At 43.9% G+C, this 24,262-nt stretch carries 18 protein-coding genes and 1 pseudogene; 12 read left to right on the top strand and 7 right to left on the bottom strand.

Annotation, left to right across the window (positions count from 1 at the left end; translation table 11 throughout):
• Positions 1–69: 69 nt before the first annotated feature.
• Positions 70–1,023, bottom strand: a complete 954-nt coding sequence (locus tag AC3WJJ_RS15110) for a D-2-hydroxyacid dehydrogenase (RefSeq protein ID WP_492541805.1) — start codon at positions 1,021–1,023, stop codon at positions 70–72.
• Positions 1,024–1,356: 333 nt separating this feature from the next.
• Here AC3WJJ_RS15110 and thpR point away from each other — a divergent pair, with 333 nt between their 5' ends.
• The 3 genes from thpR (at position 1,357) to AC3WJJ_RS15095 (ending at position 3,642) form a co-directional block, all read left to right on the top strand.
• A complete protein-coding gene (gene thpR / locus AC3WJJ_RS15105) occupies positions 1,357–1,929 on the top strand; it encodes an RNA 2',3'-cyclic phosphodiesterase (protein WP_492541803.1) in 573 nt (190 codons plus the stop codon).
• 95 nt (positions 1,930–2,024) lie between these two features.
• Positions 2,025–2,915 (top strand): cell wall hydrolase, encoded by an 891-nt coding sequence (locus AC3WJJ_RS15100; protein WP_492541801.1) that lies wholly within the window; start codon positions 2,025–2,027, stop codon positions 2,913–2,915.
• Between the two features lie 43 nt (positions 2,916–2,958).
• The gene (locus tag AC3WJJ_RS15095; protein ID WP_492541799.1) at positions 2,959–3,642 is read left to right on the top strand and encodes a metal-dependent hydrolase; all 684 of its coding nucleotides are present in this window, start codon (positions 2,959–2,961) and stop codon (positions 3,640–3,642) included.
• Positions 3,643–3,764: 122 nt separating this feature from the next.
• Here AC3WJJ_RS15095 and AC3WJJ_RS15090 read toward each other — a convergent pair whose 3' ends face one another.
• Complete coding sequence (locus tag AC3WJJ_RS15090) at positions 3,765–4,931, bottom strand: MGDG synthase family glycosyltransferase (RefSeq protein ID WP_492542071.1); 1,167 nt, start codon at positions 4,929–4,931, stop codon at positions 3,765–3,767.
• A 393-nt stretch (positions 4,932–5,324) separates the two neighbouring features.
• Here AC3WJJ_RS15090 and AC3WJJ_RS15085 point away from each other — a divergent pair, with 393 nt between their 5' ends.
• From AC3WJJ_RS15085 to gltB, 3 genes are all read left to right on the top strand, one after another.
• Complete coding sequence (locus tag AC3WJJ_RS15085) at positions 5,325–5,924, top strand: TetR/AcrR family transcriptional regulator (protein ID WP_492541797.1); 600 nt, start codon at positions 5,325–5,327, stop codon at positions 5,922–5,924.
• 288 nt (positions 5,925–6,212) lie between these two features.
• Positions 6,213–8,480: a YhgE/Pip family protein gene (locus AC3WJJ_RS15080; protein WP_492541795.1), complete on the top strand. Its 2,268-nt coding sequence runs from the start codon at positions 6,213–6,215 to the stop codon at positions 8,478–8,480.
• Positions 8,481–8,818: 338 nt separating this feature from the next.
• Positions 8,819–13,420: a glutamate synthase large subunit gene (gltB, locus tag AC3WJJ_RS15075; protein WP_492541793.1), complete on the top strand. Its 4,602-nt coding sequence runs from the start codon at positions 8,819–8,821 to the stop codon at positions 13,418–13,420.
• Between the two features lie 497 nt (positions 13,421–13,917).
• On the opposite strand, the gene AC3WJJ_RS15070 is transcribed toward gltB, so the two are convergent.
• Entirely contained in the window at positions 13,918–14,286 is a 369-nt protein-coding gene (locus AC3WJJ_RS15070) for a helix-turn-helix domain-containing protein (RefSeq protein WP_422658181.1), read from the bottom strand.
• A 208-nt stretch (positions 14,287–14,494) separates the two neighbouring features.
• On the opposite strand from AC3WJJ_RS15070, the gene AC3WJJ_RS15065 reads away from it, so the two are divergent.
• Together AC3WJJ_RS15065 and AC3WJJ_RS15060 are read left to right on the top strand one after the other, a co-directional pair.
• On the top strand, positions 14,495–14,920 hold the full coding sequence (locus AC3WJJ_RS15065; RefSeq protein ID WP_492541791.1) for a hypothetical protein: 426 nt from the start codon (positions 14,495–14,497) through the stop codon (positions 14,918–14,920).
• Between the two features lie 242 nt (positions 14,921–15,162).
• Complete coding sequence (locus tag AC3WJJ_RS15060) at positions 15,163–16,092, top strand: LCP family glycopolymer transferase (protein ID WP_492541789.1); 930 nt, start codon at positions 15,163–15,165, stop codon at positions 16,090–16,092.
• A 159-nt stretch (positions 16,093–16,251) separates the two neighbouring features.
• On the opposite strand, the pseudogene AC3WJJ_RS15055 reads toward AC3WJJ_RS15060, so the two are convergent.
• A pseudogene (locus AC3WJJ_RS15055) lies at positions 16,252–16,446 on the bottom strand (helix-turn-helix domain-containing protein); the annotation flags it as partial.
• A 562-nt stretch (positions 16,447–17,008) separates the two neighbouring features.
• On the opposite strand from AC3WJJ_RS15055, the gene AC3WJJ_RS15050 reads away from it, so the two are divergent.
• Positions 17,009–17,920 carry an ABC transporter ATP-binding protein gene (locus AC3WJJ_RS15050; RefSeq protein WP_492541787.1) on the top strand — a complete coding sequence of 304 codons (912 nt, stop codon included), beginning with the start codon at positions 17,009–17,011 and terminating at the stop codon, positions 17,918–17,920.
• A complete protein-coding gene (locus AC3WJJ_RS15045; RefSeq protein ID WP_492541785.1) occupies positions 17,913–18,686 on the top strand; it encodes an ABC transporter permease in 774 nt (257 codons plus the stop codon). Before AC3WJJ_RS15050 ends, AC3WJJ_RS15045 begins: the two co-directional genes overlap by 8 nt.
• Before the next feature lie 160 nt (positions 18,687–18,846).
• Here AC3WJJ_RS15045 and AC3WJJ_RS15040 read toward each other — a convergent pair whose 3' ends face one another.
• Positions 18,847–19,266, bottom strand: coding sequence for a bactofilin family protein (locus AC3WJJ_RS15040; protein ID WP_492541783.1), 420 nt, complete (start codon positions 19,264–19,266; stop codon positions 18,847–18,849).
• 26 nt (positions 19,267–19,292) lie between these two features.
• Positions 19,293–20,264, bottom strand: coding sequence for a M23 family metallopeptidase (locus tag AC3WJJ_RS15035; RefSeq protein ID WP_492541781.1), 972 nt, complete (start codon positions 20,262–20,264; stop codon positions 19,293–19,295).
• Between the two features lie 223 nt (positions 20,265–20,487).
• Between AC3WJJ_RS15035 and cls the strand changes: the two genes are divergently transcribed.
• The gene (cls, locus tag AC3WJJ_RS15030) at positions 20,488–21,918 is read left to right on the top strand and encodes a cardiolipin synthase (RefSeq protein ID WP_492541779.1); all 1,431 of its coding nucleotides are present in this window, start codon (positions 20,488–20,490) and stop codon (positions 21,916–21,918) included.
• Between the two features lie 161 nt (positions 21,919–22,079).
• Positions 22,080–22,970, top strand: coding sequence for a YitT family protein (locus tag AC3WJJ_RS15025; protein WP_422661533.1), 891 nt, complete (start codon positions 22,080–22,082; stop codon positions 22,968–22,970).
• Between the two features lie 91 nt (positions 22,971–23,061).
• Here AC3WJJ_RS15025 and AC3WJJ_RS15020 read toward each other — a convergent pair whose 3' ends face one another.
• On the bottom strand, positions 23,062–23,958 hold the full coding sequence (locus AC3WJJ_RS15020) for a DUF2167 domain-containing protein (RefSeq protein WP_492541777.1): 897 nt from the start codon (positions 23,956–23,958) through the stop codon (positions 23,062–23,064).
• Positions 23,959–24,262: the final 304 nt, after the last annotated feature.

The raw sequence follows: 24,262 nt of genomic DNA, 5'->3' as shown, positions 1-24,262 counted from the left end.
ATCAAAAAAGGAGCCATCCCTGGAATTCACTCTTTTGGGGATGGCTCTTTTATGATGTAATGATGTGAATCAATACGACTTCTCATAGTCGATTACATTGCGTGGTAAAGGTTTACCCTGCCTATAGGCCTTCAAATTCTCGATAAATATATCAATGACACGATCCGTATAGTGTACCGTGTCACCTGCCGTGTGCGGTGTCATGATGACATTCTCCATCTCCCACAGCGGATGATCACTCGGTAGAGGCTCTTGTTCATACACATCGAGACCGGCTCCAACGAGTTTACCTGATTCTAAAGCATCTAACAACGCATCCGTATCAACACTCGGACCCCGTCCCATGTTCACGAAGAACGCTCCGTCTTTCATCGCTTCGAATCGCCCAGCATGATAAAGTCCCTTCGTTTCATCTGTCAGCGGCAAAATGTTAATAATAAAATCGCCCTCAGCTAAGGCTTGGTCTAATTCATCCACCTTATACATGACATCGATATTCGGATCGGGCTTTCCAGATCTGCGTACACCCACGGTTCTCATACCGAAGGCTTTGGCGATTTTTGCTGTATTGCTTCCAATCTGCCCTACACCAACAATAACGGCGGTTTTGCCGGCTAGTTCATGGAATGTACCTGATTTATCCCAGTTCTTCTTCGTTTGCTGACGAATGGCATGATGCAGATTACGAGTATAAGCAAGAAGCATAGAGAAGATTTGCTCCGTGATTGGAATGCTGTGAACACCGCTGGCGTTAGTCAGCACAATATCTTTGGCTTGTAGTTCATGTAGCGGCATCTTGTCTACACCCGCAGACCAGACTTGAATCCAGCGGACTCGGCTATCTCCACCAAGTGCTTCTTCTCTGACAGCACTGGACCATCCAAGTACAATATCCGCCTTTGCCACGGTACCGGAAGGCAGTTCCTTATACTTCCCGTTTATGAATTCATAATCGGGAGCAGCATCTCTTATTTTTTGCTTCTGTTCGGTCGTTAGTTCGTGCAGAGCTACAATAGTGGGCATGGGAACAAACCTCCTGTGGTTGTAAGATCATATTGAAAAAAGTACCAGTCTTTCACAAACCATCTTACCAGAATTACACCGTGTGCGCATGTTCAGAAACGAGAGGAAATAGTCGATCCTTACGATAAAAAATGATTTAAACCTCATAAATATCAATTTATAAAAAGTGCAAAAAAGCAAATGTTCATGCGGAAAGCATAAATGTATTGGTTAGTCAATGTCATTTTCTTGCATTCACATTTCTCGATTTTATTGGTATCATGTTAAACTCAGTGGGGTATTTGTAAGACTGTAGGCATGAAATCCACTTCGAAAATGAAAGAAGGTTATATCATGAATGCTGCCGAAACGGAACCGGTTATGCGTTTATTCATAGCCATACCTTTGCCGGAAGTTGTGTCAGAGAACATTAACAATTGGACACAGGAACTTAAGAAGCACATGTCTTTTCGAAAATGGGTACACCCGCAGGATTATCATATTACAGTCCAATTTCTAGGAGATACACAAGCCGGAAGTGTGGAGCCCGTCTTGTCTTCGCTACAAGCGGTAGCTGCAGTGCAGCAACCGATCGAATTAAGTCTTCAAGGCGCCGGGATATTCGGCCTTTCTTCCGCACCTCGCATTTTATGGGCAGGCATTGCAGGTGAGAGGGAGAAGCTTGATAAACTGCAACAACGCGTAATAACGGGGATGGCCCCCTTGGGTTTTAGAGCAGAGGACAGGCCTTACAACCCGCATATTACCGTAGCTAGAAAGTTTACAGGTGGTAGCATGCGAACGGATTTGTTAAGCACCGGGCCAGAGCCGCGAATCTTTACAGCAGATCGATTGGTGTTGTTCCGTACGAATATGCATTCCAGCCCTATGTACGAGGTTTTAGGAGAAATAAAGTTCGAAGGTTAAGTCTCTTTTTTTGAATTCAAAGGACTTTTAAGTTTTCATCTCCTGAATTTCTGGTTACATAGTGAAGGAATGTGCCGACATATAGGAGGAAGATTATGAATAGCAAAATATTACGACAAAATCGCTGGGTTGCTCTGCTTGTTGGAGTGCTTTTTGTGAGTTTGTCTTTAATAAGTCTGCTGGGAATGCAGACCAGTGCAAGCGAAGGGAAGAAGGAGCAGCCACATTCACACAAGGATGCATCCGCCCTTATTCCTGAAGCTGAACCTAATACAGCAGGACGAATCTCTGTAGATAAAAACGATAGGGTATTACCAGCTCTTTTACCTTCAAAAGAATTCCAGGATTGGAAACCGGAGAAAGATGTTATTTTGTCCTTTTCGGAGTCAGGGCTGAAGGGAAATCATTTCGCCATCGACACCGCAAATCGAACTTCTAAGAGTAAGTCCAAGGCTGCGGCTGAGTCAGAGCCTGCAAACCAGACCAAGCCCAAGAAACAAGAGGGGACAAAAGTCGTAAAATCACAGGCCAAGAGCCAACAACCCCCCGCTAAATTATACTTCACGAGAACAAAGACATTAACTCAGGACGAAAAAGAAAAAGCGACCTGGGAATACGCTTTGTCGGCTGAAGAACTGCTTCTACTCCAAAAGATTGTAATGGCAGAAGCAGAGGGCGAACCGTACGAAGGCAAAGTGGCAGTTGCCAATGTTGTCTTAAACCGGCTGCGGTCAGCCAATTTTCCCGATACCATTAGAAAAGTAATATATCAAAAATATCAATTTAGTCCGGTAGCCAATGGGCGCATGGATCGTGTTACACCTAGCAAGGAGACGATAAAGGCTGTTACTGCTGCGCTTAATGGTCATAAAGCAGTTAGTGATGACACTTATTTCTTCCTGTCTTTAAAGCTGGCTGAAGACCTGACTGTACATCATTCCAGAACATTTTCGAAGAAGATAGGGAACCATTCTTTTTACAAGTAGACCTGAATTTGGGTAAACTATAATCAGGAGGTGTTTTCGATCTATGAAAATTACGTATTACGGCCATTCATGTACGTTGGTGGAGGAAAATGGAATTCGCGTCATTATCGATCCGTTTCTATCAGGCAATACCAATTCAGGGATCTCACCAGAAGACATCCAGGTGGATGCGGTTATTCTTACCCATGGGCATGCTGATCATTTTGGGGACACCATTCAGATTGCTAAGCAGAATGATTGTCCTGTCATTGCTGTATACGAGCTGGCAGTTTACTGTGCTAACCAAGGCGTAAAATCTCAGGGGATGAATATTGGTGGTCGTTTTTCCTTTGATGGATTCAACGTCAAATTCACCCAAGCGTTCCATTCCTCTTCGATCTCCGTTGGAGATACGTGGATTTATGGTGGTCAGCCTGCAGGTATTCTACTGACCATAGGTGACAAAACGTTCTACCATGCAGGAGACACAAGTCTGTTCGGTGATATGCGCCTGATTGGTGAGATGAATACGATCGATTGTGCCGCGCTTCCTATTGGGGATGTGCTAACCATGGGGCCGGATGATGCATTGCTTGCCGCGCAGTGGATCCGTACGAAGAGGGTGATACCCGTTCATTATGATACTTTCCCGGACATTGCGCAGGATTCTTCATTATTCTGCGACCGGTTGAGACAGACGGGTGTGGAGGGTTACCCACTGAAGCCTGGTGAGAGCATTGAAATTTAATTTCTTCTATATAATAGAAACGAAATACTAGACATGTACTAGAATAGAAAAGACTGTTCCACTGCATAGGCATCATGCTAGTTCGTGGAACAGTCTTTTTGCTATCTCATGATCAATCATGTCTAATCGGCTATCAGATGAACGACAGGTGGAATCGTATCGATCCCATCATGCGAGAGCATACCGAGTACCTGAATCGCACAATTATCTGGATCCAGGTGTGGAAGTCTGCGGTGTAATAGTTGCTTGCGGTAATCAGAGACCATATCATAACGCTTCGATAATAAGTCGAGCCATTTGTCCATTACCTCAGGAGAGTCAAGAACCTCTCCGAAGCCTTCATTAACGAAGAAGAGGCAGTTCTCCTCCTCTTGCCCAGGAATGGGCTCATAGAAGAGCATAGGGATTGCCTTGGCGGCTCCTTCAGCACATGTCATTCCTCCTGGCTTCGTAATAAGTAAGTCTGACACAGCCATGAGCTTATGAATATCTTTACGATAACCCATAATATGAATGTTCGGATGACGGAATAGTGGGTTTTCCTTCATGCTGGTAATGAGTTTTTTATTTTGTCCCATACAAAATACGAGCTGGATGTCATTCGCTTTAGAAGCAAGCTTCAAAAGGAGATCTTTGTTGAAGACTAGTCCCCAACCACCACCCATAATAAGTACGGTGGGCATATCGCTGAGCGCTAACTCCGCTTGAAGCTGTTCTTTGTTCTCCTGATCCCAAAATTTTGGATGAACGGGAATGCCAGTAACATGTATGTACTCAGGTAAAATGTTGCGTTTGATCAATAATTTTTTGACTTGAGGAGTAGAGACAAGATATTCATCTACCTCTGAGTTGACCCAAGTACCATGAGCATCGTAATCTGTGATAAGTGTAAACAGTGGAACGTTTAATCCTTGGCGCTTTAAACGAGATACAACAGCGTTAGGAAATGGATGTGTACAGATGATAACATCTGGCTTTAGCTGGTTAATGACCTGTGCAGCTTGCGCATAAAAGATCCGGTGTAGGGCCAGGCGTGTAATTCGATTCAGTGACTTTTTATATTGTGATCGGTAGAGCATACCCACAAGACGCGGACGTACACTGACCGTTTTACGGTAAGCCGATAAGATTAGTGGACCAACGGTAGGGTTCAAGAAATTACCGAGCTCTATGACACGGCACTGGATGAGGGGGTTTTTCCTATGAAGACCCTCAGCCAAAGCGTATGCCGCTTGGGTATGACCTGTACCGAATCCCTCCGAGAAAAGGAGCACTCTAGTTTTTCGCATAAATTTCACCTACATCTTTCTCCCTCTATCTTACAAAACAGGAATCGTTTTTTGAAGAGCAACACCAAAAAATACATCTAAATGAATTACAATATATTAACGAATCCATTCGCTCTTTGGTCTTATGCAATTTTATCCATTGTAAAACACATCGTGAAAATCACTTATCTAGATTAAATATACGCTCAAGTTCGTGAAGCATTTCAATTATTTTCTTCTATTTATTAAACGCTGGGGGATACGATTACTCCTGCAGTGATAATTATTGTTTTTTTGAAAAGGAATATTGCAATATTGTGAGGATTCTGATAAAGTAGTTTTTGACCGAATGACCAAAAGTGTATTTTAGTCATTTTTGAGAGACAGTTTTATATGTTCAAGGAGGGGTTAAGCATGCCAGCGGTTGATCGTCGAAAGCAGGTGCTGGAAGCTGCCGCAAAATCGTTTGCGTTATTTGGCTATAAAGCAACGACGATGGATCAGGTGGCGAAGATAGCTAATGTAGGAAAGGGTACGATCTATACATTCTTTACGAACAAGGAAGAGCTGTTTGATGAAATTCTACACGCGGCGATATTGGAGATGAAGCGCATAGCTGAGCATATCATGCGTGAGGATCGGGACTTCTTCGATAATCTGTATCGTGTGCTAGACGCCTTACTGGAGTTCCGAGATGAGCATTCGTTGTTCATTAAGCTCTCACAGGAACAGCGGGAGTTAGGTACACCTAAGGCGAACGATGGTCTGACTAAGGTGGAGAATGTGATCGTTGGGTACTTGCAGAGATTGGTGGATCAGTCCATCCAGAATGGTGAGATTAAGCCCTGTGACTCGAAGGTGGTATCCTTTGTGATGCTAAAGCTCTATGGAGCATTGACAGCGGATTTCAACAATTTGCGAGAGCCGCTTCATAAAGAGCAAATTAAAGAATATATGCTCCTTTTCTTGGCAGATGGGTTGAGAGCAACGCGAGAAGCGAAGCCGACTTCATAAGAGCAAGCTGGAAGTTAGAGGTCTAGGGGGCAGGAGAGACTTGCGCGACAGCGGTGTGTCGAAAGCCTTTCTTGTCTCCTATGGCAGTGTACGCTAAGCACGAGTGCGGGTCTGTATTAGGGAAATACAATGAATGAAGCAAGTCGTTTTTTTTTCGCTTAAAATGACCAAATGAGATAAATGGTCAGTGGGTTTATGAAGAGACACAAATTATATACAAAGAGTCCCTTAGAGGACAAGGATGTCGGCACAAGGCTGCTGTATCTATAAAAAAAGGAGAGAGACTGGATGAAGTCATTATCAGTATTTTTTAAAGACATTGCCGCTGCGGCACGGAATCGAAAGATTCTGATTCCACTCATTGCGGTGCTGTTCATCCCGGTCATGTACAGCGGCATGTTCCTCGGAGCCTTTTGGGATCCATATGGAAAAATGGATGATCTTCCTGTTGCTATCGTGAACAATGACCAGGGAGCAGAATTTGAAGGGAAATCACTGACTGCTGGTGCTGATCTTGTCGATGAGCTTAAGAAGAGTGATGATTTTAATTGGGAATTTGTTGACCGGACTGCTGCGGAAGAGGGAATGGCCAGTAATAAATATTACATGACCATTATGATTCCTGAAGACTTCTCGAAGAAGGCAACAACCGTAATGGATGACCAGCCGGAACCGGCTAAGCTTGTGTTCGAGCCGAACGAAGGTTATAACTTCCTGGCTTCGCAGATCGGTGGAACTGCCGTGAAGCAAATCCAGGCTAAGGTATCGGCTAAAGTGACAGAAGCTTATACCGAAACATTATTTGATCAAGTAGAGAAAATCTCCGGTGGTCTTCAAGATGCTGGCGATGGAGCGAATAAAATTACTGAAGGTGCTCAAAAGCTGGATGAAGGTGCTGTGAAACTGAAGGAGAACCTGTCCAAGCTGGTTAGCGGTACCGAAGAACTGCGATCAGGTATTGCACCTCTAACCAAAGGTGTTAAGGATCTGAATGCAGGAGCAGGGAAGTTGAATGAAGGTGCTGGTAGCCTCTCATCAGGTTTAGTACAATTGCAAGATGGCCACAAGCAACTCCAGACTGGGGCGGAGGCTGCGCGTCAAGGTGGGCTGAAACTTCAAGCTGGACTTGAATCTGCAGCTTCTGGTACTCGTGAGTTGTCCGAGGGGCTTCAAGCGAACCAGAGTGGCGCTGCTTCGTTAAAAGCAGGTGCTCAGGCTACGGCAGAAGGTGCTGGACGCCTACATGCAGGATTGAAACAATCGCTTGAAGGAACGGCTTCACTTGAGCAAGGATCCAAAGCTGTGGCTGAAGGCCTTAAGCAATTGGCGGCAAGCAATCCTGAGCTTGCAGCTTCTCCAGAAGTGCAAAAGCTTATTGCTGCGAGTCAGTCCGTTGCTAACGGAAGCAGTGAGTTGAACGCAGGACAACAGCAGCTTGCAGCAGGTGCTTCTGAGCTACAGAAAGGAACGACTGAGCTCAGCGCAGGTGCTGGAAAGCTCAGCGCAGGTTCCGAGAAACTTGCTGCGGGAGGAAAGCAACTGACCTCTGGTAGTGAACAACTGCTTCAAGGAGCGAAACAGCTTACCGCAGGTCAAGGTCAGCTTACTGAAGGTCTGAAACTATTCGCTACGAAGCTTGGTGAAGCAGCTACAGGTAGTAAGGAGCTTGCGAGCGGCGCATCCACATTGAACAAAGGTATTCAGACACTTGCAAGTGGTGCAGACAAGTTAGGCAGCGGTGTTACGACGCTGGCTGACGGTTCGAAACAGCTGCATGCTGGTGCAGGAGAACTGGTAAGTGGTATGGGTACACTGAAAGATGGCTCTGGTGAACTCGCGGAGAAGCTGAATGAAGCAGCGGATAAGACGAGTGAAGTAAAGGCAACGGATAAGACGATCAACATGTTTGCAGAACCTATCGAAGTCGATGAGCATAAAGTGAATGAAGTGCCTAACTATGGTACAGGATTTGCTCCTTACTTCCTGTCGCTTGGGTTGTTTGTGGGGGCATTGATCACTTCAATCGTTATGCCGATTTATGCTACTTCTGTTCCAGGCGCTAGCGGATTTAACCGTTTTGTGAGCCGGACATTGTCCTTTGCTGGAATGGGTCTTATACAAGCATTGCTCGCCGTAGTGCTTATGCTATATGGATTGAAGCTTGATGTGCAAAATGTACCGATGTTCTATCTGTTTGCATTCATTACGAGCTTGTCGTATATGTTCTTGATTCAAGTCTTGGTAACTTGGCTTGATCTGCCTGGACGCTTTGTCGCGATCGTTATTCTGATTCTTCAGTTGACGACCAGTGCAGGTACGTTCCCACTGGAACTGATTCCTAACTGGATGAAGGCACTTAACCCATTGTTGCCTATGACTTACAGCGTATCCGGATTCAAGTCTGTGATATCGACAGGTGACATAAGCAGTATGTGGAGAGATGCAGGAGTGCTCGCATCCTTCGGGGTGGTATTCCTCATTATTACCTCCATTTATTTCTTAACCCACCGCTATAAGAAAAAAGTGAAAACAGAAGAGCCGGCTCCTGCCGTGTAAAAAAATGAAGACATTCCGAATCATTCGGAATGTCTTTTTTGTTCTTTTTTTTGCATTATAATACATCTTTTTTCCTCTAATATTGTGAGACTAGTCACAAAAACAATTCTTATCGTATTCATAAAAACTTTGAATTGCACTGATATTACTGGGGTGCTAAAATGATTACACTAATCTAACTTGACGTGTAATTTCGAACTTGTCCTCTTTGTGTTTTTTGTACATTATTGCATCTTAATGCATGTGTATCCTCAACCGGCAGGCGTAGCCAGCCCATCTATCCTTCATTATTTCTGAGTTTTTGCAGTATCAATCTGTAACAGGAAAGGTTGCATATTATGAAACATACTGAATTTCCCCAGAAACAAGGACTCTATGATCCGCAGTTTGAGAAAGACGCTTGCGGTATGGGGTTTGTTGCTCATATTAAAGGAAAACCATCCCACGAAATTGTAAGTCAGGCGCTTACGATGCTTAGCAACATGGAGCATCGTGGAGGTCAAGGAAGTGAGCCAAACTCTGGGGATGGTGCAGGAATTATGATGCAAATCCCGCATGGCTTTTTTGTTCAAGAAGCACTGCGTCTTGGTTTTACACTACCAGAGCAAGGCGGTTACGGAGCGGGGATGTTGTTCCTTTCACATGACCCAGACGTACGCGCAGACCATGAAGCGCAGCTTGCTTCCATTATTGCTGAGGAAGGACAGCTATTACTTGGGTTCCGTGACGTACCAACGAACGATGAAATGCTCGGCAAATCTGCAAAGGCTGCTAAGCCATATGTCCGCCAAGTATTTATTGGACGTAGCGAAGACATACAGGACGACCTCAGCTTTGAACGGAAGCTCTATATCATCCGCAGAAGAGCGGAGTTGGCTATTCGTTATAGTGGTGTACCGGAAGGCGATACCTTCTATGTATCCAGTCTTTCATGTCGAAAAATCGTATACAAAGGCATGCTAACCACTGTTCAGGTCGGACAGTTCTATCTGGATCTGCAGGATGCTAGAGTGGAATCGGCCATAGCGCTGCTTCACTCTCGTTTTAGTACGAACACATTTCCAAGCTGGGAGCGTGCTCATCCGTATCGATTCATGATCCATAATGGAGAGATTAATACGCTGCGCGGGAATGTGAACTGGATGCATGCGCGTCAGTCGTTGTTCCAGAGTGAGCTGTTCGGTAATGACCTTGAAAAAGTAAAACCGGTGATTAATCCAGACGGTTCCGATACAGGCATGTTTGATAACACATTTGAGTTCTTGTATTTAAGTGGACGGTCATTACCGCATGTGGCAATGATGATGGTTCCAGAACCGTGGAACAACCATGAAAGCATGGATGAAACGAAAAAATCATTTTATGAATATCACAGCACGATGATGGAACCATGGGATGGACCGGCAGCAATGGCCTTTACTGACGGCATTCAGATTGGTGCTACACTGGATCGTAATGGGCTCCGTCCATCTCGCTACTATGTTACAAAAGATGATCTTATTGTCCTCTCTTCTGAAGCAGGTGTTCTGGATATTCCGGCTGAGAATGTACTTTATAAGGATCGTCTTCGTCCAGGACGGATGCTCCTTGTAGATACGAAGGAAGGGCGTATTATATCTGATGAGGAAGTGAAAGCGAGTATCGCTTCTGAGCTGCCTTATCGTGATTGGCTGGATGAGCATCTCGTAAATCTGGAAGATCTTCCAGAAGCACTAGAGCTTCCAAATCCGAAACATGAAAATGTACGTCAGTTACAGCAGTCATTCGGTTACACGTATGAAGAACTGCGTAAGGTACTTGAACCGATGGCACTTACCGGAGCTGAGGGGCTTGCATCTATGGGATACGATGCCCCACTGGCCGTGTTATCTGAGCGTCCACAGCGCTTGTTTAACTATTTCAAACAGATGTTTGCACAAGTTACGAATCCACCAATTGATGCCATCCGGGAGGAATTGATTACCTCTACAGCTACAACGATCGGACCAGAGCGTAATCTGCTGAATCCGGAGCCCGAGAGTTGTCGTCATATAAGGTTGGATTCGCCGGTTCTATCAAACGAAGACTTCGCCAAAATAAGACATGTGCATCGTCCAGGTTTTAAATCGATGACGATACCTATCTTTTTCACAGCAGCGGATGGTGCAGAAGGGCTTCGTCAAGCATTGGAGACATTGTGTGAAGCGGCAGATCGCGTTATCAATAAAGGTCATAATATTCTGATTCTCTCCGATCGTGGAGTGGATAAAGAGAACGCAGCAATCCCATCACTGCTTGCCGTATCCACGCTACATCACCATCTGATCCGTCAAGGCACGCGGACCAAAGTAAGTATTTTGCTCGAATCCGGGGAGCCTCGTGAAGTTCATCATTTTGCGCTCTTGCTTGGTTATGGCGTGAGCGCTGTGAACCCGTATCTGGCTTTTGAAACACTTGATGATATGATTCAGGAGAAAATGCTCCGTGGTATTTCTCATGAAAAGGCAGTAAAGAACTTCATTAAAGCTGCTAGTAAAGGAGTTGTGAAGGTACTCTCTAAGATGGGGATATCCACTATCCAATCGTACCGTGGTGCACAGATCTTTGAAGCGGTCGGTCTGAAATCGGAATTTGTAGATCAATATTTTACGTGGACACCATCCCGAATCGGTGGTATCGGACTTGAAGAAGTCGCTGCTGAGACGCTGGCGCATCATGACCGTGCTTTTACTGACAAGGATGGCAATGATAAGGTACTGGATTCAGGTGGCGACTATCAGTGGAGAAACGATGGGGAGGAACATCTCTTTAACCCGAGAACGATCCATCTTCTTCAGCAGGCTGTCCGCACGAATGATTATGATTTATATAAGAAGTATGCCAAGTTGGTACAGGGTGAAAGTGAGCAGCACTTGACCTTAAGAGCATTGCTCAAAATTAAGCCTGCAGGTGAGCCAGTCCCACTGGAAGAAGTGGAGCCTATAGAGAGTATTGTACGACGGTTTAAGACCGGAGCGATGTCCTTTGGGTCGATCAGTAAGGAAGCCCATGAAAGCCTTGCGATTGCGATGAACCGTATCGGGGGCAAGAGTAATACAGGTGAAGGCGGAGAGAACCCGGCAAGATACGTACCAGATGCGAACGGCGATTCACGCCGGAGTGCGATTAAACAGGTGGCTTCCGGACGTTTCGGTGTAACTTCGAATTACCTGGTCAATGCCGATGAAATTCAGATTAAGATGGCACAAGGAGCGAAACCGGGTGAAGGTGGACAATTGCCAGGGCGAAAGGTATACCCTTGGGTTGCTGAAGTCCGCGGTTCAACCCCGGGCGTAGGTCTCATCTCACCTCCTCCACATCATGATATATACTCCATTGAGGATTTGGCAGAGCTGATCTATGATCTCAAGAATGCGAATCCGAGGGCAGACATTAACGTTAAACTCGTTTCTGAAGTTGGGGTAGGTACAATAGCAGCTGGTGTAGCCAAAGGACGTGCGGATATTATTCTCGTTAGTGGTTATGACGGTGGTACAGGCGCATCTCCGCAAGGCTCTATTCGCCACGCAGGTATGCCGTGGGAGCTTGGACTTGCCGAAACACACCAGACGTTGATTCTGAACAATCTGCGTGATCGTGTTGTGCTTGAAACGGATGGGAAGATGCTGAGTGGACGTGATCTGATTGTGGCTGCAATGCTTGGTGCTGAGGAATACGGCTTCTCTACAGCTCCACTCGTCGCGCTTGGTTGTATCATGATGCGTGTGTGTCAGATGGATACTTGTCCCGTGGGTGTTGCTACACAAAATCCGGAGCTGCGGAAGAACTTTACCGGAGATCCTGCACATGTCGTTAACTTTATGAGATTTATTGCTCAGGATGTACGCGAGTTAATGGCTTCGCTTGGATTCCGTACGATTGAAGAGATGGTAGGTCGGACAGATTGCCTGGATGCAGTTCAAGCAGACAGTCACTGGAAGAAGAAGGGGATCGACATTTCAGCACTCCTGCATTCTCCGAATCTTCCAGAAGGTAGCTCCAGATTCCGCACGAAGCGGCAGAACCATGGTCTTGAGGAAACACTTGATATGCGTTACCTGTTGGATCGTGCAGCTCCTGCATTGGAATCAGGGACAGTGGTAGAGGGACGATTCCCCATCACGAATGTGGATCGAGCGGTAGGCACCATTCTGGGTAGTGAAGTCACGCGTAAATATGGAGCAGCAGGTTTGCCTGAAGATACGATACAGTTTGTTTTTGAAGGCTCAGCTGGACAGAGCTTTGGTGCGTTTGTGCCGAAAGGAATGACGCTTACTGTGGAAGGCGATAGCAATGACTACATCGGTAAGGGACTTTCTGGAGGGAAGATCATTGTGAAGCCTTCACCTAAGGCTACCTTTGCTGCAGAAGAGAATATCATTGCGGGGAATACCGCTTTTTATGGAGCAACTGGCGGTGAAGCTTATATACGTGGTATTGCAGGGGAACGCTTCGCTGTTCGTAATTCTGGTGCTCATATTGTCGTAGAAGGCGTGGGTGACCATGGCTGTGAATACATGACAGGAGGACGGGTTGTTGTACTCGGTGATACAGGACGTAACTTTGCAGCAGGGATGTCAGGCGGTATTGCATACGTATATGACCCAGAAGGAGTTCTGATTCAGCGAAGTAATCTAGAAATGGTCCTGTTGGAGCATTTGGAAGATCCGAACGAAATAGAAGTTGTATTTGGCATGATCCAAAGACATTCCATGTATACAGACAGTATGCTAGCCATGAAAATTCTTGCGAATTGGGATCAATCGATTAGACAGTTCGTACGTGTGATTCCGAAAGATTATAAGCGAATGATACTTCAGATCGAGAAAGCACAAGAACAAGGGTTTACAGGAGATACTGCTTTGTTAGCTGCCTTTGAAGCCAATATGCGTGAGTTAGCACGTACAGGTGGCAATAATTAATTGATACAATACTAAGGACCTATATATGTGATTTTTATGCACCCGCAGCGAGTTCTTTTATGAACTCACTGTGGGTGTTTGTTTATTCGACAAAATTAGAACCAATCTTCTAGGACAATGGTTCCAACAGACGACAGCATCATAGACTTGGGTTAGGTATAATATCGATAAGTAAGTAAAAAAGAGTGATCATCGTAGAAATATACATATGGGATGGATTGCCAAGCAAATAGTAGAAAATAAGCGAGGTTAGTGTAAGATGAATGTGGAGAAAGAGACCGGATCAGGGCATAATGAAAGACAATCACAGAATACCAAGCAAGACCTTGACATCTATAAGCTCCTAGATCAAATGGGTATCCATCCCGACAAATGGCTGGTATTAGAAGAAGAGAGAAAAAGCTGAAAATTGTAATCCCGAATTGAAGGGAGAAAAATCCCCGGTGGACTGTTTTGTTACAGCCTGCCGGGGATTTTTCTGTGAAGTGCTGACTTCATTATTTCATCATTCGTTCCATTCTTACAAAGGCAATGAAACGTTTGGCTTCTTCTTCGGTCAATTTTCGACCATCGACAGTGAGGTTGAAGCGCTCTAGAAGATCTTGATCTGAAAGCTCTAAGCCATCCACAAAATCACGGACCTCTGTATCCATGGACATCTTCTCATGCTTCGTTCGTCCAATTAAATAGTCGATAGAAACGTTAAAGCGATCCGCGAGAAGTGTCAGCGTCTCGAAGTCTGGTTTGCGTCGGTTCTTTTCGTAATGAGATAAAGCAGCTCGTGTAATCCCAACAGTAGATGCAAGTTCCTCTTGGGTCCAGCCCTGCTTTTCCCGTAGTTCTGCTATTCGATTTCCGTAAGTCATTTATGGTCCTCCTCCGATTGCTGGGGATACTCTTTAGAAGCATTGGATGAAAAATATCCATATGCATTTCATATTGACTAGATACAAGATGTATCGTAAAATGGGAATAATCAACAGATACATAATGTATCTCGATGTAACGTTTAGTATCATACTATCCGAAAGCAGGATGTTTCATACCAGAAATTCGCCGAAAAGAAGGAGTTAGATGAATAGTCAGATGTCCCAAAAAGAACATCATCAAATAAGCATTGGAGTACGTCTAACGGCGATTGGGAAGCTAAAAATCAATGGACGCACGCATCAGGTTACCCCTCTTGAATTCAGCACAGAGAAAATTCTGTTTCTGTGTGATTGGGAAATTCCGACAACGTCCAATGTAAATCTCTGTTATGAATTGGATGACTCCTATGATCGAATTCTGGTTTCTGGTCGTTCCTTGACGCGAGAATTTTGGCAAAATAGCAGTCTTTATACCGCTAAATTAGACGTATCAGAGAATGAAAAGCTTCGGATCACGGGTATGTTAAATCGGATGATGTTTCACCATTTCAACGATACTCCGATTCGATTTTACACAAACACTGGCACGGTCAGCACAAGCCGGCGTCTAATGAGCACGATCATTCAATAATTATTCAAAAATTTTAGTTACAAACATTTTACTATATTTACGTTGCTTGGTCATTAGTTCTTTTACCTTATATCCTGGCGCCCTCTTTTCATAGAAGGCGCTGGATTAATTTATAGGCATATACCCACTAGAGAAGTAGAAGAAGCGAGGGTATAGGTCCTTTTTGTCGATACATAATGTTTCAATGAAATGTCTCGAAAAAATTGGTACTTAAAGCGCACGAATAACAGGAGGAGTTTAGGATGTCTAAAAAGATAAAGTACGCTACATTTGTGGTGGCGTTCCTTCTGATACTTGTTTCGGGATATGGTATTTATGTGTATCAATCTGTTAAATCTACAGCGCACCACATCTATGAAGAAAGGAAACCACTACCGTCTATTCCCGTAAGCGTCAATTCGGGTGTCAAGGACAAGAAAAAAAATGCTGTAGATCCTGAGAAACTCGATCCCTTTACTGTTCTTGTTCTCGGTGTGGATGAGCGTGCGAATGATCGTGGGCGTTCTGATTCGATGATTCTGCTAGCGGTAAACCCTGCTAACGAATCCATTCTGATGTTTAATATTCCAAGGGATACCCGTACAACGATTGTTGGCCATGGTACGGTTGATAAGATTAATCATGCTTTTGCTTTCGGTGGTGTTGATATGTCGATCCAAACCGTTGAGGAATTTCTTCAATTTCCGATAAATTACTACCTAAAGGTCAATATGGAAGGATTCTCACGCATAATAGACTCCTTAGGGGGAGTGGATGTAAATAACCCCTTTTCTTTTGATTATGAAGGGTATCAGTTTACTAAAGGTGAAATTCACCTCAATGGCTCTGAAGCATTAGCATTCTCGCGTATGCGCTTTGAAGATCCAAGAGGGGACTTAGGAAGAAATGAACGGCAAAGAGAGATATTACTTGATTTAATTTCAAAATCCTTGAATGTTTCGACGGTATTTAAACTGGAGTCTATACTTGATGAAATTGGAACCAGTGTGAAAACAGATATTAGTTTTGATGAAATGAAGTCGTTTATGCTGGATTATCGGACGAAGCTAAATCGAATCGAACAGGTAGAGGTGAAAGGCCGAGGCGAGAAAATAAATGGTGTCTGGTATTATATAGTGAGTGACGAGCAGCGTGACGAAATTAGCTCATTGTTAAAAGCACATATGGAATGAATAACCCACATACCTGTTTAACGAACATAAAAGCTGAAATAAAGACCCCTCCAATTGGCTAGGCCATGGTGGGGTCTTGTTTTGGGTTGTATTCGATTAACAGACTGCAGTTTAATCCTTATGGTGCAGGCGTGTACTCTCTGATTCGGAGCGGGTGTGATTCCTTCTTCCAATAATGTGATCGATGGAGACGTGGAATATATCGGCCAGCCGCATCAATGTTTCTAAATTTGGTTTTCTACGATCTTTTTCATAATGTGAAAGCGAGGCTCGGCTTATACCAATCGCCGCTGAAAGTTCTTCTTGGGTCCATCCTTTCTCTTCCCTCATTTCTGCTATTCGATGTCCATACAACGTGTATCTCCACCTCCTTATGTCCCAAATCCAGTGAAAAACAGGTAACCAGAAGTAAACACTGCATGATACAAAATGTATCGCATATAACGAATATCGTCAATATTTATTATGACATTTTTAATAAAAAACAAAAAAAATCATGTAAAATGATTGCGTTTACAAATAAGCTGGATATAAATGAAATAAATATACGAGATGGAATAGATTTGAAACCGTGTCGAAATGGTTGACATCATTCGTCGAATTATATACATTCCAAGTAAGATACGAATTGTATCGCAGGAGGAGTGTCTTCAGGAAGAAGGAGTTGCAGGTTATGAAGGAAATGAAAATGTACTGTATATGTTGCTGTCAACTCGTTGCCCAGGAGGGAAGTGCGCGTGTATTTCGCACGGGGTTCTTTAGAGATGATATTCCTATTGGAATTTGCTGTTCATGTTCGAAGTTAAGTCGTAATGCTGTCTTCGTTAATGGAAACACGGAGTATTGAAACTATGATACGATAAGTGGATAATATTGAAGTTTTTTCATAAGACAGGTTGTAGAGGAGTTAAGATGCATGCAAGAACCACTTGTTAGGTTGATGGGTGTTACGAAAGTGATCTCGTCAAAAACTTTAGTTCAGGATCTTACGCTAGATATTCCAGCAGGCCAAGTGTTTGGGTTCTTGGGACCCAATGGTGCAGGGAAGACAACAACGATTCGGATGATGGTTGGACTGATGTCCATTACTAAAGGGGATATTCTAATCGGGGGATATAGTATCCGTAAGGACTACGAAAAGGCCTCTTCACAGATTGGTGCTATTGTTGAGAACCCAGAGATGTATAAGTTTTTGTCAGGGTATAAGAATTTGATACACTATGCTCGTATGATGCCCGATATAACGGAAGAGCGAATTCGAGAAGTCATTGGATTGGTTGGACTTACCGAACGGATTCATGACAAAGTAGGCACCTATTCACTTGGGATGCGGCAAAGGTTAGGTGTAGCCCAGGCCTTGCTTCATCGCCCGAAGCTACTTATTCTAGATGAACCGACAAACGGACTAGATCCACAGGGAATTAGGGAACTTCGCGATTATTTACGTGCGTTAAGTCGTGAAGAGGGCACAACTGTGTTCGTTTCTAGCCATCTACTGTCTGAAATGGAGCTTATGTGCGATACGGTCGGCATTATTCAGAAGGGCAAACTGATTGATGTAAGACAGCTGCGGACCGATGAAGGAGAAAGATCCTTTGAGGAAACGGCCTTTGAGGTTCATGATATTGAACGTGCAGTGCAGCTCCTAGAAGCTGTCCAGCACAGAGTACACGGTAATCGGGTAATCATTCGCGGTGATCGGGACTTCATTGCAGGGGTTAATGCGGAGTTCGTTCGAGCCGGCGTAAAAGTGTATGGAATTCAGCCGATTACGACATCACTCGAGGATCAATTCTTGGAAATGACGGGAAGTGAACGCCATGACTGACTTTTTGAAACTGGTTGCCAATGAGAATATGAAGATCTATAGCCGTGTTCGTACATGGGTGATGCTTGGGATTCTGGCTGTGTTTAATGTACTTCTACCTGTGCTTATTAGTTTAATCGGTATAGGAGTGGACATCTGGAGCGCATTTATGTTGATCGAAAATATCACTTTTATGCTGAACATCATATTTACTGTTGTTATTGCAGCCGACCTAGTGGCAGGGGAGTTTACTTGGGGGACGATCAAGCTTCTTCTTATACGACCTTGGAGCCGTGGGAAAATATTACTGTCTAAGTTTTTGTCGATGATTCTGTTCTCCTTGTTCGGTACAGGCATTATAGGGATAGTGGGACTTACAACATCTGCTCTGTTGTTCCCGAGTATATCACCAATATCTTTGAGACCAGAGGTGACGGGGATCGAGGGGATAGTGCTATTGCTTCTTACCGACTATATTCAATTATTTATCATATCGCTGATCGCATTTATGATTTCTACGGTATTCCGTTCTGCTTCTCTTGCGATCGGGTTGTCTCTGATGCTACTCTTTACGAAAAATTTATTCGGCGCCTTATTTAGTCCTGATAAGTATGAGTGGGCGAAGTATATTCTGATCCTACACATGGATCTAAGAAATTATATTCATTCTTCTGTCGGACCTGGTGGAGTTGGATTCAGTTTCTCTATTATCTTAATTGCAATTTATTGTTTGATTTTTGCCTTGGTATCATGGTGGGCTTTCACCAAAAGGGATGTAGCATCTTGATAAAGTCTTGATACAGCATCGTAAGGGTGGGTAATTACAAGAGCTCCTTCGACAGCGCAGAACCGCTGTTGAAGGGGCTCTTGTAATGTAATGATGTAATCTGTTGTGCTTGTATGGGAAAGGCCCTGGCGGACCATAGAGGAAGTCATAATTATGTGATTTACCCCGCCTCAGATCTATGAATAGAGAAGGATTCAAGCGTTGTTTTACTGGAATCATGATCAGCGCCCGAATGCTCCATATGACTCGCTCCATTCAAGACGCCGCCTTCCATGATGATGAGAGAGGAGGCAATGACGTCCCCATGCATTTGTCCCGTCGGAGTGATCGTGAGTTTACCTTCAGCTGAGATATCCCCGAACACCTTGCCTGCAATGATCACTTCTTTAGCTGTGATATTGGAACGCGCAATGGCACTTTCGCCAATGGTTACATTTCCCTGACTTTCGATGGAGCCGTTGAACTTCCCATCAATTCGTAGATCAGCATCACAGTTTAGCTTGCCTTCAATCTGACTGCCTTGGCTGATCAGTGTGCTTGTTCCAGCAGATGTGAATTTTTTTCTCTTCGTTTTTTTCACGAATATTCTCCCCCTTAACCGATCATTTATTGAACGTACAGCAACGGGTTTACGGTTTGGCTGCTCTTGACGACCTGGAAGTGAAGATGTGGTCCTGTACTCCGTCCTGTGGTCCCCATCTTACCTATCTGTTCACCTTGTTCCACTTGATCTCCAACGGTAACCTCTAGACTATCCAGATGCATATACCATGTTTCAAGTCCATTGGGATGACGAATGATGATGTAGTTTCCACGAACGTTGCTTCGTTCAGCGGTGGTTACGATGCCTGAGCCCGCTGCTAGTATAGGGTCACCACGTTCACCTGCGATATCAATGCCGGCATGGTAAGCGGAGCGGCCATTAAAGGGGTCACTACGATATCCGAAGCTAGAGGTGAGGCGTTTGGAGTGGGTTGGCCACAGTGTTGGATTTCCCTCGATTCTGGTTTGTGTCTCCACTGCTTGATCAAGTGTTTCTGGAATGTGGCTCTCCATGGTCTTGATCAGATTCTGTATGGCCTCAAAGTCATCTTGTGTTTCCTCTGCTAGATGCAGCATTTCGTTCTCGTGAACCGCAATATATTCACCGCCAACATGGTTGTTACTGTCGATAGATCTTGAGGAGATTTCTTCACCTGTGGAGCCATGCTTCTGAATAAACTGTTTAAGCTCTAACTCAAGCTCTTTAACTCTCTTCATTTGTGTCTTGGTCTGTGCCGCTTCACTAGACAATTGAATGATCGCTTTGTTGAGCCGTTCAATGGCCTCTTCTTTATTGGTGACGGTAACTTCCATCTTCAGCGACTCTAGACTCTTTAATGTCAACTCTTGTTCGAGTTGAGAGATGGTGCGAGCAGAGTGAATCTGCATAGAAACGATCAGACTTGAAATAGATAGGAGGGCGACCGCAGGTACGGCAATCATCAAAGGCTTGGACAGATGAACTTGTTTAACGGACTGCTGAGCGTCACGGAGTACCAGCAAGGTTAAACGCTGTTTCCTTCGTTTGTTCTTCATGGCATCCCCTTTCATTCTTTCTATGTATTACATGGTAACGATGATGAGTTGGACGGCTTCTATTCTCTATGTATTCTACTTTTGTGAGAAACATGTCAAAAATATTACAAGATGCGGTAGTGTTCATAAGTGGATCTGAATGGGTATGTATTGAATAAATACATAAATGAATGGTCAATGATGTAACTATCATCTTTTTCATTCAAGTTAGGGGGCTGCCATTATGATGTGGCTTCTGCTTGCGCTTATAGCATTCATATGCCAGATGGCTGCGGTGCTGTTGCTGGAATTCAGAAATCCGTCCAAGGCTGTAGCATGGTTGTTTATTTTATTTTGTCTACCGTTAGTTGGTTTTGTGTTATACTTTTTCGTCGCACAAGACTATCAGCACCGTCTAAAGATTCGTAACCGAGGTACACGTCTATTTCAGGAGATTAGAGAGCATTTATGGAAGGAAGCAGCTGTTGTGCATCAAGCGTCAGATATGCATAATCCTGATTTCCATCACAATTTGCGATTGTTCAACTTGCTGAATCATCTCTCAGAAAGCCCGATTACTGGCTGTAATAGCAGTAAGGTGTTAACGGATGGTGAACAGGCGTATGCTGCGATGTTGAAAGCAATGGAGAATGCGAAGGACCATATCCATGTGGAGTTTTATATTTTTCGGCATGATTCCATCGGTACGAAATTTCAAGATGTCATGATTCGAAAAGCGAAGGAAGGCGTTAAGGTAAGGCTTATTTGTGACGGTTTAGGTAGTTATAAGCTTAAGAATTCGTTTATTCGCCGATTTAAAGAGGCAGGCGTGGAGTTTCATTTTTTCCTCCCGGCCATGGTTTCGGTATTTAATCGCAGGATCAATTATCGGAATCACCGTAAAATCGTAGTCGTTGACGGTACCGTTGGTTTTCTAGGCGGGATTAATGTTGGTGACGATTATTTGGGTAAGTACCCAAAGATGGGATACTGGAGAGATACGCATCTAGAAGTGGAGGGAGATGCGGTTTATTTTCTACAGAACGTATTTCTTCAAGACTGGAAGCTTGCTTCAGGAGAAAAGATTGTGGATCTCAGTCTGTTTCCAGAACATCAATGCACAGGTGGAGAGCAGGTACAAATTCTGAGCAGTGGTCCAGATATGAACTGGAATGCTATTCAGGAGATGTGCTTCGGATCGATTTCTATAGCGAAAGAGCGGATCTGGATCACAACGCCTTACTTCATTCCTGATGAGGGATTATATGAGGCACTTAAGACGGCTGCTGTTAGTGGAGTAGATGTGCGAATTATTATTCCGGATAAGGCCGATTCGCGTCTAGTTAAGCTCGCATCCTTATCTTATGTCGAGGATCTGTTGACTGCAGGGGTGAAATTTTACGAATATCGTAAAGGGTTTATTCATGCAAAAGTGCTGATTGTAGATGATTTGATCGGCTCAGTAGGTACAGCGAATATGGATATGCGTAGTTTTTTCTGTAATTTTGAACTAACTGCAGTTCTATTCGATCAGGAGCCAATTAACCGATTGGTCATAGATTTTGAAGAAGACCTGATGAATAGCCATCAGATCGATGCCCATGTATTTCATGAAAGAGGAAGGCTGCAAAAGGTCTCGGAGATATTATGCCGAATGCTTTCTCCGTTACTTTAATCTCTGGGATTACTATATCGCGCCCATCATTTTATGGTAAAATAAACTAAGGGATAAAGCTTAGAAGTAATTACGGGGCTTTATTGTAAAATGATCGGGGGAATTTTATGTCCAGCGAATTGAATGTAATATCGCAGCCGCAGCCCACACCGCAGCCGCCAATACCTCAGATAAATCAGCCACAGCCGGAAAAGCCATCTACGAGATCTCTCCAAGCAAGGCTTTTCCGTCGGTTTATTTTTTTAACGCTTGGAGCTATTCTCATGGCCGTTGGTTTGGAAATTTTCCTCGTGCCAAACCGTATCATTGATGGAGGAATAACCGGGATTTCGATCATGGTTTCATCTATCACTCATATACCACTCGGTGTGTTCTTAACTCTCTTCAATCTTCCCTTCTTATTTATGGGGTATAAGCAAATCGGCAAAACGTTTGCACTGTCCACTCTTTTCGCCGTTTTGGTTATGTCGGTAGGGACCTATATTCTCCATCCTGTGTCCCCACTTACCATTGATCCGCTTCTTGCTGCTGTATTTGGTGGTGTTATACTCGGTATCGGTGTCGGACTCGTTATTCGTTCAGGTGGTTCGCTTGACGGTACTGAAATCGTTGCCATTCTGATTAACAAGAAATCACCATTCTCTGTTGGTGAAGTGGTCATGTTTATCAATTTCTTTATTCTTGGTAGTGCAGGGTTTATCTTTGGTTGGGACCATGCAATGTACTCTCTTATCGCTTACTATCTGGCATTCAAGCTGATTGATATTACAATAGAAGGTATTGATCAATCGAAGTCGGTCTGGATTATTAGCGAGAAATATAAAGAGATTGGGGATGCACTTACACAGCGTTTAGGCCGCGGTGTAACGTATCTGGACGGCGAAGGTGCGTATACTGGAGATAGTAAGAAAGTTATATTTGTAGTCATTACAAGACTTGAGGAAGCGAAACTGAAATCAATCGTAGAAGATTGGGACTCTCAGGCGTTTCTAGCGGTTGGTAATATCCATGACGTTAAGGGCGGACGCTTCAAGAAGAAGGATATTCACTAAAGTTTTGTTGTCCGAAGTAATTAATAAAAACAAACAGACCACTCAAGGGAATTCTTTGAGTGGTCTGTTTGTATCTGTTTCGTTTTAGCTATTATGTGGCAGGATGATCAGGTCCTTGATTTGTTTCCGGGGAATTCACAGAAGCCTCCGCGGGCTGCTCTTTCTTACGACCAAGCTTACGGATCCAGTTAAATCCTGCAACGAGAACAGCGACAATTACATACCAGAACTTCTTGAGAAGGATCAGGAGCCCAACTTTCTTGGCAACAGCTAAACCTGCTCCACCTAGAATCAATCCAGTTAAGCTCATTTCTGCAACTTTATCTGTAGAATTATCGAAATCCTCATACCGCTGTCCTTGGACATTTGAAAACTTAGGTAAGATTTCATTGGACAGAATAGAAGCGGCCTCCTGCCGGTTTTCACTATCACTTACGAGTATGACACTTAGGTATCCTTCTCGTGTAAGCAGTTTTACTTGGTAGTTAACAAATGGTCTTTGTTCATTGTCCTCAAGCATGAGTGACCAGGTGAGATTATGGGTATCGGAATCATAGAATGGTTCAACGTCCCATCCAGTTACAAATATATGGTCACTAGCAGGCTTATCATCATTAGCCGCTTCCGTGCCCTCAGTAATTTCCTTAAGGATTTTGTCTGGCTTTATCTTTTCTTTTTCTGCATTTTTAATATGTCCAGAATCGTAATAATCAAAGTACACGAACCAGTCTTGCCCCTCTGTTAAAGGACCTATGCCTGCTACTTCCTGACCGTTCAGTGTATTGCCATTCATGACTGAAAATTTCTTAACGTTTTCTTGATTAAGGTAGTAGAAATCTTCACTAAGCTCCAATGTTCCTACTGTGCCGATATCAACCTTAACCCCATCTCCACCTTCAACAAAGTTAATTCCATCACTTTCAGTTGCTCCCACGGTGGAAGAGAGTGCGAGCATTAGAGCAATCCATAAGCCAAAAACTCGTTTCACAATTACAGCCTCCAAATATGTATTAGGTCGTGCCAAAACACTGCACATCATATCATAGGTTAACTTAATAGGCTATATATGGATATATTGGTTCCTTTTCGCAAATGTGTTGTTCGATTGATGGAATGAGGAATAAAGATTCATTTACTAATTGAATATTGTGCGCGAAAATACCCATTGATTATGTTTTGTTTTACATATGTGCGATAAAACTTTCCTAATTTTACTTGAAATTCAACTAGTTAGATTCATGAAGGGGAAGCAGGATATGTAAAAAATGATCGGAAGATCCCAGCTGTTTTGA

Source organism: Paenibacillus sp. FW507-14B1B (genome assembly GCF_058781425.1).
The sequence above is the reverse complement of the archived record's forward strand: the minus strand, read 5'-3'. Positions and strand labels throughout refer to the sequence as shown.

Bases quoted from the DNA above. Each gene is read 5' to 3' on its own strand.
- AC3WJJ_RS15100 (WP_492541801.1), top strand. From the start codon at position 2,025: ATGAATAGCAAAATATTACGACAAAATCGCTGGGTTGCTCTGCTTGTT.
- thpR (WP_492541803.1), top strand. From the start codon at position 1,357: ATGAATGCTGCCGAAACGGAACCGGTTATGCGTTTATTCATAGCCATA.
- AC3WJJ_RS15050 (WP_492541787.1), top strand. From the start codon at position 17,009: ATGCAAGAACCACTTGTTAGGTTGATGGGTGTTACGAAAGTGATCTCG.
- cls (WP_492541779.1), top strand. From the start codon at position 20,488: ATGATGTGGCTTCTGCTTGCGCTTATAGCATTCATATGCCAGATGGCT.
- AC3WJJ_RS15045 (WP_492541785.1), top strand. From the start codon at position 17,913: ATGACTGACTTTTTGAAACTGGTTGCCAATGAGAATATGAAGATCTAT.
- AC3WJJ_RS15060 (WP_492541789.1), top strand. From the start codon at position 15,163: ATGTCTAAAAAGATAAAGTACGCTACATTTGTGGTGGCGTTCCTTCTG.
- AC3WJJ_RS15085 (WP_492541797.1), top strand. From the start codon at position 5,325: ATGCCAGCGGTTGATCGTCGAAAGCAGGTGCTGGAAGCTGCCGCAAAA.
- AC3WJJ_RS15035 (WP_492541781.1), bottom strand. From the start codon at position 20,264: ATGAAGAACAAACGAAGGAAACAGCGTTTAACCTTGCTGGTACTCCGT.
- gltB (WP_492541793.1), top strand. From the start codon at position 8,819: ATGAAACATACTGAATTTCCCCAGAAACAAGGACTCTATGATCCGCAG.
- AC3WJJ_RS15095 (WP_492541799.1), top strand. From the start codon at position 2,959: ATGAAAATTACGTATTACGGCCATTCATGTACGTTGGTGGAGGAAAAT.
- AC3WJJ_RS15090 (WP_492542071.1), bottom strand. From the start codon at position 4,931: ATGCGAAAAACTAGAGTGCTCCTTTTCTCGGAGGGATTCGGTACAGGT.
- AC3WJJ_RS15070 (WP_422658181.1), bottom strand. From the start codon at position 14,286: ATGACTTACGGAAATCGAATAGCAGAACTACGGGAAAAGCAGGGCTGG.
- AC3WJJ_RS15065 (WP_492541791.1), top strand. From the start codon at position 14,495: ATGAATAGTCAGATGTCCCAAAAAGAACATCATCAAATAAGCATTGGA.
- AC3WJJ_RS15110 (WP_492541805.1), bottom strand. From the start codon at position 1,023: ATGCCCACTATTGTAGCTCTGCACGAACTAACGACCGAACAGAAGCAA.
- AC3WJJ_RS15080 (WP_492541795.1), top strand. From the start codon at position 6,213: ATGAAGTCATTATCAGTATTTTTTAAAGACATTGCCGCTGCGGCACGG.